This window comes from Streptomyces sp. NBC_00203 (assembly GCF_045206325.1).
In the GTDB taxonomy this organism is placed as follows: Bacteria; Actinomycetota; Actinomycetes; order Streptomycetales; family Streptomycetaceae; genus Streptomyces; species Streptomyces lutosisoli.
On record NZ_CP108126.1, the window covers coordinates 8,527,846 to 8,541,719 of the forward strand.

At 71.7% G+C, this 13,874-nt stretch carries 9 protein-coding genes; 4 read left to right on the top strand and 5 right to left on the bottom strand.

The window, feature by feature from the left end:
* Positions 1–186: 186 nt before the first annotated feature.
* Positions 187–2,997: an AAA family ATPase gene (locus OG975_RS37885; RefSeq protein ID WP_406333991.1), complete on the bottom strand. Its 2,811-nt coding sequence runs from the start codon at positions 2,995–2,997 to the stop codon at positions 187–189.
* Between the two features lie 151 nt (positions 2,998–3,148).
* Entirely contained in the window at positions 3,149–3,988 is an 840-nt protein-coding gene (locus OG975_RS37890; RefSeq protein WP_406333992.1) for a response regulator transcription factor, read from the bottom strand.
* A 102-nt stretch (positions 3,989–4,090) separates the two neighbouring features.
* On the opposite strand from OG975_RS37890, the gene OG975_RS37895 reads away from it, so the two are divergent.
* Complete coding sequence (locus OG975_RS37895; RefSeq protein ID WP_406333993.1) at positions 4,091–5,770, top strand: AMP-binding protein; 1,680 nt, start codon at positions 4,091–4,093, stop codon at positions 5,768–5,770.
* Complete coding sequence (locus tag OG975_RS37900; protein ID WP_406333994.1) at positions 5,767–7,374, top strand: AMP-binding protein; 1,608 nt, start codon at positions 5,767–5,769, stop codon at positions 7,372–7,374. The genes OG975_RS37895 and OG975_RS37900 overlap by 4 nt, the downstream gene beginning before the upstream one ends.
* Before the next feature lie 27 nt (positions 7,375–7,401).
* Here OG975_RS37900 and OG975_RS37905 read toward each other — a convergent pair whose 3' ends face one another.
* Positions 7,402–8,301 (bottom strand): hypothetical protein, encoded by a 900-nt coding sequence (locus OG975_RS37905; protein WP_406333995.1) that lies wholly within the window; start codon positions 8,299–8,301, stop codon positions 7,402–7,404.
* Positions 8,302–8,584: 283 nt separating this feature from the next.
* Between OG975_RS37905 and gcl the strand changes: the two genes are divergently transcribed.
* Both gcl and OG975_RS37915 read left to right on the top strand, forming a co-directional pair.
* A complete protein-coding gene (gene gcl / locus OG975_RS37910) occupies positions 8,585–10,360 on the top strand; it encodes a glyoxylate carboligase (RefSeq protein ID WP_406336653.1) in 1,776 nt (591 codons plus the stop codon).
* Positions 10,361–10,558: 198 nt separating this feature from the next.
* Positions 10,559–11,428: an alpha/beta fold hydrolase gene (locus OG975_RS37915; RefSeq protein WP_406333996.1), complete on the top strand. Its 870-nt coding sequence runs from the start codon at positions 10,559–10,561 to the stop codon at positions 11,426–11,428.
* 317 nt (positions 11,429–11,745) lie between these two features.
* Here OG975_RS37915 and OG975_RS37920 read toward each other — a convergent pair whose 3' ends face one another.
* Positions 11,746–11,976, bottom strand: coding sequence for a hypothetical protein (locus OG975_RS37920; RefSeq protein WP_330308268.1), 231 nt, complete (start codon positions 11,974–11,976; stop codon positions 11,746–11,748).
* A 440-nt stretch (positions 11,977–12,416) separates the two neighbouring features.
* A complete protein-coding gene (locus OG975_RS37925) occupies positions 12,417–13,874 on the bottom strand; it encodes a catalase (protein WP_406333997.1) in 1,458 nt (485 codons plus the stop codon).

Here is a 13,874-nt window from a genome sequence, read left to right on the forward strand (position 1 = left end):
TGAGCACGGTGCCTGTGGGTGGCACCGTGTGCCCGAGCGAGCGGCACGGGGTTCACGCTAGAAGCGGTGAGCTCCGCTTCCAAGCAGGGAAGCCCCTAGGGGAGTTGGAGGAGGGAAAACCCTTGGCTGAGGGAGCCGGGGTTTAGCGTCCTGTGTCACCCGGTTGGTCCCGACCTGGGGTCCGGCTCAGCCGGTCCTCCGCCCCGCCGCCAGCCTGACTATGTCCACCCGCGAGCGGATCCCCAACTTCCGGTACACCCGTGTGAGGGTCGCCTCGACCGTCTTCACGCTGATGAACAGGCGCGCGGCGATCTCGCGGTTGGTGGCGCCCTCCATGACGAGGGCGGCGACCTGGCGTTCGGTCGCGGCGAGGGTGTCGAGCGCGGCGGAGGCCAGGGGCGGCGCGGCCGGATGGGTGGTGGACGCGGACTCGGCCTGGCGGAGCCAGGGCAGGGCGCGGCAGCGGCGGAAGAGGCGGGCCGCCTCGTCGTACGAGGTGGGTCCGGGCCGGTGGGTGCGCAGGCCCGCGAGGGCGTACGCGGCGCGGGCTTCCTCCAGGCCGTAGCCCAGCTTGGCGAGACGGTCCTGAGCGGAGGTCAGCTGGCGTTCGGCGGGGCCCTGTTCGCCGCGTGCGGCGCGTACGAGCGCCTCGGCGCGGTCGAGGACGGCGAGGACGCTCTCGCGTTCGAGCCGCAGGGCCCGCTGCCGGGTGACGTCGATGACGTCCTGCGCCTCGACCAGCTCCCCGATCCGTACGAGCGCCTCGGCGAGGTCGCCGTGCCAGCGGCCGCGCGCGGGGTCGATGACGCCGAGTCCCTCCTCCAGCTCCCGCACCCGCCGCAGGGACTGGACCGCCGCAGCGGCGTCCCCGGCGACCAGCTGGGCGTGCCCGAGGGCACCCAGGGCGCGCGAGAGGTAGATCAGGTCGCCGTCCTCCTCGGCGCGGTCCACGGCCTCCCGGGCGAGGGCGAGCGCACGGTCCACGTCGCCGCCCGCGGCCTCGGCGAGCGAGGTGAACATGGCGGTGGCCGCCTCCCCGATCCCCGTGTCGCGGGCGAGCCGCAGACTCTCGCGGGCCAGGTCGAGGGCCCGGCCGCAGTGCCCGGAGCGCAACTCGGTCTCGGCGAGCCCGCGCAGGAAGTGCACCTCGCTCTCGACCATGCCGCGCCGCTGGACCTCGCGCAGCAGTGCGGTGATGGTCGTACGGGCCTCGGCGAGCTGGTCGCCCATGATCAGCCAGCGGAAGCGGGCGGCACCGGCGCCGTTGTGGTCGCACGCCACCCGGGGGTCCTGCGGCTCGCGCATCGCGCGCTGGATGGTCGCCGGGGCGTCCGGGTGCCCCATCAGGGTCTCCATCTGCGCCTGGAAGCCCAGCGCGAGGAGTTCGGTGGGCCGGTCCCCGGCGCGGGCCGCGAGCCGCGCGGCACTGGCGGCCTCCTCGCGGGCCTTGGCCATCTCGCCTTCCATGAGCAGGGCCCGCCAGGCCAGTTGGTAGCGGACGAGGGCGAGCAGCCGCGGGTCGTCGCCCGCGTCCGCGAGCGCGTGCGGGAAGACGGCGTCGATCTCGGACATGGCGTGCCCCGCGGCGTCGATGACGACCATCCAGGCACGCACCCGGTCCGCCGGTCCGGTGGCGTGGGCCAGCACCTGGCGCGCGATGTCCCGGGCGAGGTCCGTCTCTCCGGCCGTCAGCGCGTCCTCGGCGGCCTGCAGCCGCCGTTCGTCCGGACCGGGCACGGTGTCGGCCGGAGTGTGCCGGGCCGCGAGCAGGCCCAGTCCCGCGGCGACCGAGGGCGCGCCGCGGTCCCGGGCGGCGGCCGCGGCCTCGCCGAGCCGGGCGGCGACCCCCGGGTCCGTCCCGGTGGTGGCCAGGGCGAGGTGCCGGGCCCGCTCGATGGGATCGGAGGCCGCCGTGGACAGCGCGGTGTGCGCGGCGCGCCGTTCCTGGGCGCTCGCCTCCGCGTACAGGGCGGCGGAGACGAGGGGGTGCGCGAACCGGATGCCGGGCGTCTCGCGTTCCGTCGCGAGCAGTCCGAGCGCCGCGGCCGAGGCCGTCTCCGCCTCGGCGTTCTCGCGGCCGGCGGCGTGCAGCAGCGCCAGCGTGGGGCGGGCCCCCGCGCTCGCCACGAGCAGGGTGCGCCGGGCCTCGGCGGACAGCATGTCCAGGCGGCTCAGCACGAGCGCGCGCAGCGAGGTCGGCACGGGGAGCGGTTCGCCCGGGCTCGGCGGGGTCGGGGACTCGGCGAGGGCGCGGCCCAGTTCCAGCGCGAACAGGGGGTTGCCGCCGCTGGTGCGGTGGATGTCCCGCACGGTGGAGCGGGGCAGGCCGGTGTAGCCGCGGTGACTGAGGAGTTCGGCCATATGGGCGCGGGAGAGCGGGTTGATCCGCACGGCCAGGGTCTCCGGCGGAGACGCGCGTAGATAGCGGTCGTGCTCTTGGCCCTGGGGCTCCGTGTCGGTGCGCACCGCGCACAGCATCCGTACGGGCATGCCGCCGAGGCGGCGGGCGGCGAAGCCGAGCAGCTCGGCACTGGCCGGGTCCAGCCACTGCAGGTCGTCGGCGACGATCAGCACCGGGCCCTGGGCGGCCAGCGCCCGCAGCACCGACAGCACCGCGAGTCGCAGCGCCAGACCGTCGCGCTGGAGGGTGGATTCGCCGCGCCCGGTGAGCGCCGACTCCAGGGCGGTGCGCTGCGGGGCGGGCAGCCGGTCGGAGACCTCGTCCACGACCAGGCCGAGGAGGTCGGCCAGCGCCAGGAAGGGGAGATGGGATTCGGACTCGGTCGCCGAGCAGCGCAACACGGTCCGTGCCGATTCGGCGCATTCCACGGCCAACGCCCGCAGGACGGTCGACTTTCCTATTCCCGCGGGGCCGTGCACCAGCACACTGCCTCCGCCGGAGAGCTGCTCACGCGCCCCTGCGAAGAGTTCCGCCCGGCCGATGACCAGGTCGGGGCGGGGTCTCGCAGGTTCCTTGAAGTCCCCTCGCACGGTCACCGCTCCCCTCGTGTGTCGTGTCCGGGCCAATATTAGGCAATGTCTCTTTGAATTTCGGACCGTCGGGGTGGTGAGGGAAATAACAGGGGGTCCGCATAAGTCATTTCAAGGCGCCAAGGATTGAATGGAAAGCGCCAGGAAGCGGCCCGCCCTACGGCAGCAGCCCGGCCCGTCGCGCGGCGACCACCGCCTCCCACCGGGTGTGGGCCCCGAGCTTCCGCATGGCCGAGCGCAGATACCCCTTCACGGTCTCCGCGCGCAGCCCGAGCCGCTGTGCGGCGGCCGCGTTGGTCGCCCCCGACGCGACACAGGCGAGGACGTCCACCTCGCGGGGGGCGAGGCCGACGTGCCGCGAGGCGGGAGACGGTGACGCCGCGTCGGCCAGGCGCCCGCACACGGCGAGGAGTTCGGCGCGCAACGCCGGGTCGACGATCCGCGGCGCCAGCGCCCGCAGCACCCCGTGCGCCTCGCGCACCTCCTCCCACGCGGCGCCTCCCGCCGCCGGTCCCGGCTCCCGCGTGGCCGCCAGCAGGTCCCGCGCCTCGTCCCGCACGACCAGCGCCTGCTCCACGTCCCGGGCCGCCGCGACGGCCGCGCCGAGCGTGCGGTCACCCAGCGGCTGGGCTGTGCGCAGGGCGCCGTACAACACGCCCCGCACCCGGCGGCGCACGACGACGGGGACCGCGAGAACGGAGCACAGGCCCTCGGTGGCGACCGCCATGTCGTACTCGTGGCTGATCTGCCGCGAGGCCGAGTAGTCCGTCACCGCGCACGGCCGGGCGAGGGCCACCGCCTTGCCGCCCAGGCCGTTGCCCGAGGACACCGCGAGCGCGCTGAGCGCGGCCGTCGCCGTACCGCTGAGTTCGGTGATGCGCATCTGCTGGCGCCCGGGCTCGACCAGGCCGCCGAAGGCGACCGGCAGCCCCGTGGCGCGCCGCAGCCGTACCAGCGCACCCCGCATCTCCACCGCCTCGGCTGCGTCTTGTGCCACCTGATCGCCCCTTCGTCGCGGCGCACCCCCCGTTCGGGGGTGGTGAGACCTGCATCACGGAATACACGATGGTAGGCGGCTGTCCGGCAACGAGGAGGACACATGACGGCGACGACGAGCGCGACCGACGAGTTTCGCGCCGCGCGGGACTTCCTGCTGGCGCACCGCGAGGACTACGCGACGGCCTACGAGGGGTTCGGCTGGCCCCGGCCGCAGTACTTCAACTGGGCACTCGACTGGTTCGACGTCATCGCGCGCGGCAACGACCGCACCGCCCTGCACATCGTCGAGGAGGACGGCGAGCGCACCGAGGTCTCCTTCGCCGGGATGTCCGAGCGCTCGAACCAGGTGGCCAACTGGCTGCGCGCGCAGGGCGTGGGCGCCGAGGACCGCATCCTCGTCATGCTGGGCAACCAGGCCGAACTGTGGGAGACGGCCCTCGCCGCGATGAAGCTGCGCGCCGTCGTCATCCCGGCCACCCCGCTGCTCGGCGCCGCCGACCTGCGCGACCGCGTCGAGCGCGGCCGGGTCCGGCATGTCGTCGTCCGCGCCGAGGACGCCGGGAAGTTCGACGAGGTGCCCGGCGGCTACACCCGGATCACCGTCGGCGGGTCCCGTCCCGGCTGGCAGTCGTACGAGGAGACGTACGCCGCCGACCCGGCCTTCGCGCCCGACGGGCCCACCCGGTCGGACGACCCGCTGATGCTCTACTTCACCTCGGGCACCACCGCCCGCCCCAAACTCGTCGAGCACACGCATGTCTCGTACCCCATCGGCCATCTGGCGACCATGTACTGGGTCGGGCTCAAGCCCGGAGACGTGCACCTGAACATCTCCTCGCCCGGCTGGGCCAAGCACGCCTGGTCCAACCTCTTCGCGCCCTGGAACGCGGAGGCGACCGTCTTCATCCACAACTACACACGCTTCGACGCGGGCCGGCTGATGGCGGAGATGGACCGGGCGGGCGTGACGACGTTCTGCGCCCCGCCCACCGTCTGGCGCATGCTCATCCAGGCCGACCTGACGCAGCTGCGCACGCCGCCGCGCGAGGCCGTCGCCGCGGGCGAGCCGCTCAACCCCGAGGTCATCGAGCAGGTGCGGCGTGCCTGGGGCGTCACCATCCGGGACGGCTTCGGGCAGACCGAGACGGCCGTCCAGGTTTCCAACAGCCCGGGGCAGCAGCTCAAGACGGGCTCGATGGGACGGCCCAGCCCTGGCTTCCGCGTCGAGCTGCTCGACCCGGTGTCGGGTGCGCCCGGGGCACCGGAGGGGGAGATCGCGCTCGATCTGTCGGCGCGGCCCGTGGGTCTGATGACCGGCTACCACGGCGACGCCGACCGCACCGCCGAGGCCATGGCGGGCGGCTACTACCGCACCGGCGACATCGGCGCGCGCGACGCCGACGGCTACATCACCTACGTGGGCCGGGCGGACGACGTCTTCAAAGCCAGTGATTACAAGATCTCTCCCTTCGAGCTGGAGAGCGCGCTGCTGGAGCACGAGGCGGTCGCGGAGGCGGCCGTCGTACCGGCCCCCGACGAACTGCGGCTCGCCGTGCCGAAGGCGTACATCGTCCTCGCGGCGGGTTACGAGCCGGGCCCCGACACCGCCAAGGTGCTCTTCGAGCACTCGCGTACGGTCCTCGCACCGTACAAGCGCATCCGCCGCCTGGAGTTCGGCGCCCTCCCCAAGACCGTGTCCGGCAAGATCCGCCGGATCGAGCTCCGCGAGGCCACGGCCGCGGGCTCGGACGCCGAGTACCGCGAGGAGGACTTCCGGTGACCGAACCGTCGTACACGCACGGGACGAGCGGAACGTCCCTGCTCGGGGACACGATCGGGGCCAACCTGGACCGGGCGGTCGAGGCCTGGCCGAACCGGGAGGCGCTCGTCGACGTGCCGTCCGGGCGGCGCTGGACGTACGCCGAATTCGCCGCCGCCGTCGACCAGTTGGCGTACGCGCTGCTCGCCAGTGGAGTCGCCAAGGGCGACCGGGTGGGCATCTGGGCGGTCAACTGCCCCGAGTGGGTGCTCGTCCAGTACGCCACCGCCCGCATCGGCGCGATCATGGTGAACATCAACCCGGCCTACCGCACCCACGAGGTCGAGTACGTTCTCAACCAGGCCGGGATCTCGCTGCTCTTCGCCTCGCTCAGCCACAAGACGAGCGACTACCGGGCGATGGTCGAGCAAGTGCGGGGCAAGTGCCCGCAGTTGCGCGAGACCGTGTACATCGGCGACCCGGGCTGGGACGCGCTGATCAGGCGCGGAACCCCCGACCTGTACGAGGACTTCTGGACGCGCAGGAGCGAGCTGTCCTGCGACGACCCGATCAACATCCAGTACACCTCGGGGACGACGGGCTTCCCCAAAGGGGCCACCCTCTCCCACCACAACATTCTCAACAACGGTTATTTCGTGGGCGAGATGATCGCCTACACGGAGCAGGACCGGATCTGTATCCCCGTGCCGTTCTACCACTGCTTCGGCATGGTGATGGGCAATCTCGCCGCGACCTCGCACGGCGCGTGCATGGTCATTCCCGCGCCGTCCTTCGACCCGGCGGCGACGCTCCAGGCGGTCCAGGACGAACGCTGCACCTCGCTGTACGGCGTCCCGACCATGTTCATCGCGGAGTTGAACCTCCCCGGCTTCGCGACGTACGACCTCTCGTCGCTGCGTACCGGCATCATGGCGGGCTCGCCCTGCCCGGTCGAGGTGATGAAACGGGTGGTCGCCGAGATGCACATGGAAGAGGTGTCCATCTGCTACGGCATGACCGAGACCTCGCCGGTGTCCCTGCAGACGCGGCGGGACGACGACCTGGAGCACCGCACGGGCACCGTCGGCCGGGTCCTCCCGCACATCGAGGTGAAGGTCGTCGACCCGGTGGACGGCGTGACCCAGCCGCGCGGCACCGCCGGCGAGCTGTGCACCCGCGGCTACAGCGTGATGCTCGGCTACTGGAACGAGCCCGAGAAGACCGCCGAGGCCATCGACGCCGGCCGCTGGATGCACACCGGGGACCTGGCCGTGATGCGCGAGGACGGCTACGTCGAGATCGTCGGGCGCATCAAGGACATGATCATCAGGGGCGGCGAGAACATCTACCCGCGCGAGATCGAGGAGTTCCTCTACGCCCACCCGAAGATCGCCGACGTCCAGGTGGTCGGCGTACCTCATGAGCGGTACGGCGAGGAGGTGCTCGCCTGCGTCATCCCGCGCGACCCGGCCGACCCGCTCACCCTGGAGGAGCTGCGGTCCTTCTGCGAGGGGCGGCTGGCGCACTACAAGATCCCCAGCCGGCTGCGGATCCTGGTGGCCTTCCCGATGACGGTCTCGGGGAAGGTGCGGAAGATCGAGCTGCGGGAGATGTACGCCGACTAGGCCGACAGTGCCTGGCGCGCGTCGGGGTCAGCCCGTGGTGGCGATGAGTTCGTCGGCCGGGCTGTTCACCGGCTGCGGGGTTCCCGTGAGGTCCAGCACGAAGAGGGGGACGCCGAGGGTGTCGGCGCGGGCGCGGGCGTCGTCGGCGTAGCCCGCGAGGGAGAAGTACACACAGCCCGCCGACTCCGTCATGGCCGTCAGCCACAGGCACTCCACGTCGCGCAGTGAGGCCGGGCGCACGGTGGGGTCGACCTGGGCCAGGATGCCGCGGGCGGCGAGCCCGATGCCGGACGGCGGCCGCTGGTCCGCCCGCCGGATGTCGCGGTAGCCGAGCCAGCGCAGGTACCGCGCGGCCGCGGTGACGGCGTCCCGGGCGGTACGGATGGTGACCGGCTGGAAGGCCGGGCGGGGTGCGGACGAGGGGGCGTGCGGCCGGCGCCCGGTGTCGTGCGGTGACCCGGTTCTGTCCTGCGGGGTTCTCGCCACGCCGTCCCGAGAGTCGTCCCGCGCGCTGTCGGCCGTGTGCGGGCGGGCGTCCGCGGCGGTCCGTGCGCGGGATTCCCCTTTTCCGTCGGGGTGCGTGTCGGTGACGGTGCCCGGCGCGAGCTTCGCGCGCTGGGGTCGCCGTACCGCTCGTACCGGAATCCGCAGTGTCGTCCCGCAGGAGCAGCCCAGCTCGGGGTGGGGCCACTGGTCGGCGCGGCCGCAGGCCATGCAGCGGACCGTGACCCAGTCGTCGTCCCAGACGCGGTGTGCGACGGGCGACGGATCCGCGAGGCGGTCGAGCGGAGGTGTCACGGACGCGCCGCACACACACGGATACGACGTCGCCGCGTAGAGATGCTCGCGGCGGCAGGCCGGACACCGTACCGGCACGCTCTCGGCCATGGCCCACTCCAGGACGTCACGTCGGGACAGCGGCTCCATCGTCCTCCAGGGAGGGGGCCTGCGGCAGGGAAACGGTTCGACAACCTCCGCCGGATACCGGTAGGGGGCATCGCACCACACCTTTGGCGGATCCCGCCCCTGCCCACTCTTGACGCTCCTCACCGCTCCGCTTACATTGCTTCCAGATAGTAGAAGTTAGTTTCCGCAATACGGAATCCGGACAGGGGGCCGCTGCGGAACCGCAACGGAATCGCCAGCTCTCCGCGGGGCGCGACGAGAGCGCGAATCCGACAGCCGAAGCAGGAGTACTCCCATGGCTCGTATGACCGCTGCCCGCGCGGCAGTCGAGATCCTCAAGCGCGAGGGCGTCAGCAACGCGTTCGGCGTCCCGGGCGCGGCGATCAACCCCTTCTACGCGGCCCTCAAGGCGTCCGGCGGGATCGGCCACACCCTCGCCCGGCACGTCGAGGGCGCCTCCCACATGGCGGAGGGCTACACCCGGACCCACCCGGGCAACATCGGCGTCTGCATCGGCACCTCGGGTCCCGCCGGCACCGACATGATCACCGGGCTCTACTCCGCCATCGGCGACTCGATCCCGATCCTGTGCATCACGGGCCAGGCTCCGACCGCCGTGATCCACAAAGAGGACTTCCAGGCCGTCGACATCGCCTCGATCGCCAAACCGGTGACGAAGATGGCGGTCACCGTGCTGGAGCCCGCGCAGGTCCCCGGCGTCTTCCAGCAGGCCTTCCACCTCATGCGCTCAGGCCGTCCGGGCCCGGTCCTCATCGACCTGCCCATCGACGTCCAGCTCGCCGAGATCGAGTTCGACCCGGAGACGTACGAGCCGCTCCAGGCCTACAAGCCCGCCGCCACCCGCGCCCAGGTCGAGAAGGCGATCACCCTCCTCAACGAGTCCGAGCGCCCCCTCATCGTCGCCGGCGGCGGTGTCATCAACGCCGACGCCGCCGAACTCCTCGTCGAGTTCGCCGAGTTGACGGGCACTCCGGTCATCCCGACCCTCATGGGCTGGGGCATCCTCCCGGACGACCACGAGCTGAACGCCGGCATGGTCGGCCTCCAGACCTCGCACCGCTACGGCAACGCGACCTTCCTGGAGTCGGACTTCGTCCTCGGCATCGGCAACCGCTGGGCCAACCGCCACACCGGCAAGCTGGACGTCTACACGGCCGGACGGAAGTTCGTCCACGTCGACATCGAGCCCACCCAGATCGGCAAGATCTTCGCGCCCGACTACGGCATCGCCTCCGACGCCAAGGCCGCGCTGGAGCTCTTCGTCGAGGTGGCACGGGAGTTGAAGGCCGCGGGCAGGCTCCCCGACCGGTCGGAGTGGGCCGCGGACGCGCAGGAGCGGAAGGCGGCGCTCCAGCGGCGTACGCACTTCGACAACATCCCGATCAAGCCGCAGCGCGTCTACGAGGAGATGAACAAGGCCTTCGGCCCGGAGACCCGCTACGTCACCACCATCGGCCTCTCGCAGATCGCCGGCGCCCAGCTGCTGCACGTCTACCGGCCGCGCCACTGGATCAACTGCGGCCAGGCGGGCCCGCTCGGCTGGACGATCCCGGCCGCGCTCGGCGTCGCCAAGGCAGACCCGGACGCGCAGGTCGTCGCGCTCTCCGGCGACTACGACTTCCAGTTCATGCTGGAGGAACTGGCCGTCGGCGCCCAGCACAAGATCCCGTACGTCCATGTCCTGGTGAACAACGCCTACCTGGGCCTGATCCGGCAGGCGCAGATCGGCCTGGACATCAACTTCCAGGTCAACCTGGAGTTCGAGAACATCAACTCCCCGGAGCTGGGCGTCTACGGCGTCGACCACGTCAAGGTCGTCGAGGGCCTCGGCTGCAAGGCGATCCGGGTCACCGACCCGAGCGAGCTCGGCGCCGCCTTCGAGCAGGCCAAGAAGCTCGCCGCCGAGTTCCAGGTCCCGGTCGTCGTCGAGGCGATCCTGGAGCGCGTCACCAACATCGCCATGAGCAAGACGAACGACATCAGCAACGTCGTCGAGTTCGAGGAGATCGCGACCGAGCCGGGCCACGCGCCCACCTCGATCAAGACGCTGAAGGTCTGACACGACGCTGAGGGTCTGACACGAGGCTGAAGGTCTGACGCGACGCCGAGGGTCTGACGCGAGGCTGAAGGTCTGACGCGACGCCGAAGGTCTGTTGCGCGCTGCTCGACAGGGGCGGCTCATCCGGGGGGTGAGCCGCCCTTTCGCCGTGTCCGGGGCGGTCTTCACACGCCCCCGCCGACCCGGCATCCTCGCCCCATGCGAATGACCGTCCCCACGCCCCTGGGCGACATAGCCGTACGGTGCCACGGCGCGCCCGGCGCCCCCGCGCTGCTGCTTCTGCACGCCAACCCCGGGGACGGCCGCGACTACGACGCCGTCCTGCCCGCCCTCGCGGACCGCCACCGTACGTTCGTCGTCGACTGGCCCGGCTACGGGAAGTCCACGGCGCCCGACCCCCAACTGGTCACCCCTGAACGGCTGGTGGAGGCCGCGGAGCGGGTCCTCGACGCGCTCGCCGAGGAGCAGGGCGTCCGCGAGATCGCCGTGCTCGGCAACAGCGTCGGAGGTTACGTCGCCTGCCGTCTCGCCGAGGGGCGCCACGCGGGGTCGGTGACGGCGCTCGTCCTGGTCGACCCGGCGGGCTTCACCCGGCACACCGCCCTCACCCGCTGGTTCTGCCGCGAGGTGATGGGCCGCCCGGCCCGTGCCCGCCGGCTGGTCGTCCCGCTTGCCCGCGCGTACCTGGGCCGACTCGGCACGCCGAGCTCTCGGGCGACGTACGTGCGCGCCCGTCAACTACCGCGAGACGCCCGGCGGTTGGCGGTGCACTGCGCCATCTGGCGGGGCCTCGCGGATCCGGACTGCGCAGTGGCGGACCCGGCCGTCCTGGACGTGCCGATCCTGCTCCTGTGGGGGAGACGCGACCCGGTCGTCCCCGCGCTCCTGGACGGCCGCCGTGCCGTGCGGGCGCTCCCTGCGCACACAGTGCGTGTCCTGCTGCCGACCGCCCACGAGCCGTACAACGAACGTCCGGACCTCTTCCTGCGCCACACCCTGCCGTTCCTGAAGGATCCGCCGGCGGCCGGTCCGGGCCGCCTTCGTCCCAGCCGGCCCCGTCGTCGCTGAAGCCGATACGGGGCCCACCACGCAGCAGCGCGACGGTCCGAGGCTCAAGCCCGACCGCCGCGCTCCTGACCATGGTGCTCCCCCGTACCCCCGTACCCCCGTACCCCCGTACCCCCGTACCCCCGTTACGGGGCCCGCCGCCCCCGTGTCGGCGGGCCCCGTGTGCCGAGAATGTGCCCTCATCCGGGGTGAGTTGAAGCCCCTGGGGCAGTGTTCAGAGCTTGATTTGAGGGTTCCGTAGGACATCTACGCCCTCTTGCGTATGTCTGGAGTCTGTTTGTGCACGTTCGGGCCGGGCGGCAGCGGTCCCGCGGTCCTCACCCGGCCGGGTGCTCCGACAGGCCCGGCCAGTCGTCGGGGCCGCCGCCCTGCCAGTCGATGATGTCGCTCTCGTCGACCTCGATCTCGTCCAGGTCGACATCGGCCAGGCGCAGGATCTCGACGACGTCGTCGAGGTGATACGCGATGCCGAGCGTCTTGTCCCCCGCGGTGACCCTCCGGGACCCGTCCAGACCCGGGGTGTGCACGATGATGCTGGGATAGTCCATGCCTTCAGGCTGCTGCGCGGCGGCGGAATCCGCACCCTGAACGCGCCCGCGCACCCGGCCCGGAGCGCGGGCACACAGCAGAGCGCCGGGTACGGGACCGTCCGCACCCGGCGCTCTGGGCCGGTGAAGCTGTGAGGTTGTTGCCGTCCGACGGCGCGAGGCTGGGCGCGACAGGACGTTCGCGCCGCCGGACGGAGTCGGTGATCGTGCAGTGAGGCTGGGACCGCGGCGGATGCGACGGAACCGGGACTGTCCTTCCCTCAGGTCGAGAAGGGGGTCTCGGGACCTTCACCACCGCACTGGCTCGCACACCGCCGCGGTCCTTGCTTCGCCCGCCGTACCGAGGACCACCCCTCATCCGGGTCGCTCGGTCCTCGCGGGCTGCGCGTACGGCCCTGACCTCCCGTCAGGGACCGTACACGGGCTGGTGGCCGCCGGACTCAGTCCTCGCGCAGGGCGCGGACCGCCTCCTCCACACGCTTGCCGTACTCCGGGTCGGCGGCGTGGAAGTGGGCGAGGTTCTTCTCGATCACGTCGTCGCGGGAGACCTGCGAGAGGCCGCCGGCGATGTTCGCGACCAGCCGGGACCGCTCCTCGGCCGACATCAGGCGGTACAGCTCACCCGCCTGGAAGAAGTGGTCGTCCTTGGTGTGCAGCGGGGCCTCGTGGGTGCCCGTGTGGCCGTTCACCGCGAGCGGGGCCGACAGCGGGCGGCCGGTCTCGGCGGGGCCGTCGTACGAGTTGGGCTCGTAGTTCTTGGCGGCGCGGCCCTGCGCGTTGGACGCCATGAGGCCGTCGCGGCCGTAGTTGTCCGCCGTCGTCGCCTTCGGGGCGTTCACGGCCAGCTGGGTGTGGTTGACGCCCAGGCGGTAGCGGTGCGCGTCCGCGTAGGCGAACAGGCGGCCCTGGAGCATCTTGTCGGGGGAGGGGCCGATGCCCGGAACGAAGTTGTTCGGGGAGAACGCGGCCTGCTCGACCTCGGCGAAGACGTTGTCGGGGTTGCGGTCCAGGACCAGGCGGCCCACCCGCTGCAGCGGGTAGTCCTTGTGCGGCCACACCTTGGTGAGGTCGAAGGGGTTGAAGCGGTAGTCCGCCACTTCCGCCGCCGGCATGATCTGGACGTACAGCGTCCAGGACGGGTTCACGCCCCGCTCGATGGCCTGGAGCAGGTCCGTCTGGTGCGAGTTCGGGTCCTTGCCCGCGATCTCGGCGCCCTGCTCGCTCGACAGGCTGCGGATGCCCTGGTTCGTCTTGAAGTGGTACTTGACGAAGAAGGCCTCGCCCTCGGCGTTCGTCCACTGATAGGTGTGCGAGCCGTAGCCGTTCATGTGGCGGTACGAGGCCGGGATGCCGCGGTCGCCCATCAGCCAGGTGATCTGGTGCGTGGCCTCGGGGGCCTGCGCCCAGAAGTCCCAGACGTTGTCCGGCTCCTGCTTGCCCGTGAACGGGTCGCGCTTCTGGGAGTGGATGAAGTCGGGGAACTTGATCGGGTCCTTGATGAAGAAGACCGGCGTGTTGTTCCCGACGAGGTCGTAGTTGCCGTCCTCGGTGTAGAACTTCAGCGCGAAGCCGCGCGGGTCGCGGACCGCGTCCGCGCCACCGAGGTTGTCGGCCACGGTCGAGAAGCGCAGGAAGACCTCGGTGCGCTTGCCGACGGTGCTCAGGAAGTCGGCGTAGGTGAAGCCCGTGACGTCGTCGGTCACCTCGAAGTAGCCGTACGCACCGGATCCGCGGGCGTGCACCACGCGCTCCGGGATGCGCTCGCGGTTGAACCGGGCGAGCTTCTCCAGGAGGTGCTGGTCCTGGAGGAGGAGCGGGCCACCGACGCCGGCGGTGGCGGAGTTCTGGTTGTCGGCGACCGGGGCGCCGGACTCGGTCGTGAGCACGCGCTTCGACAT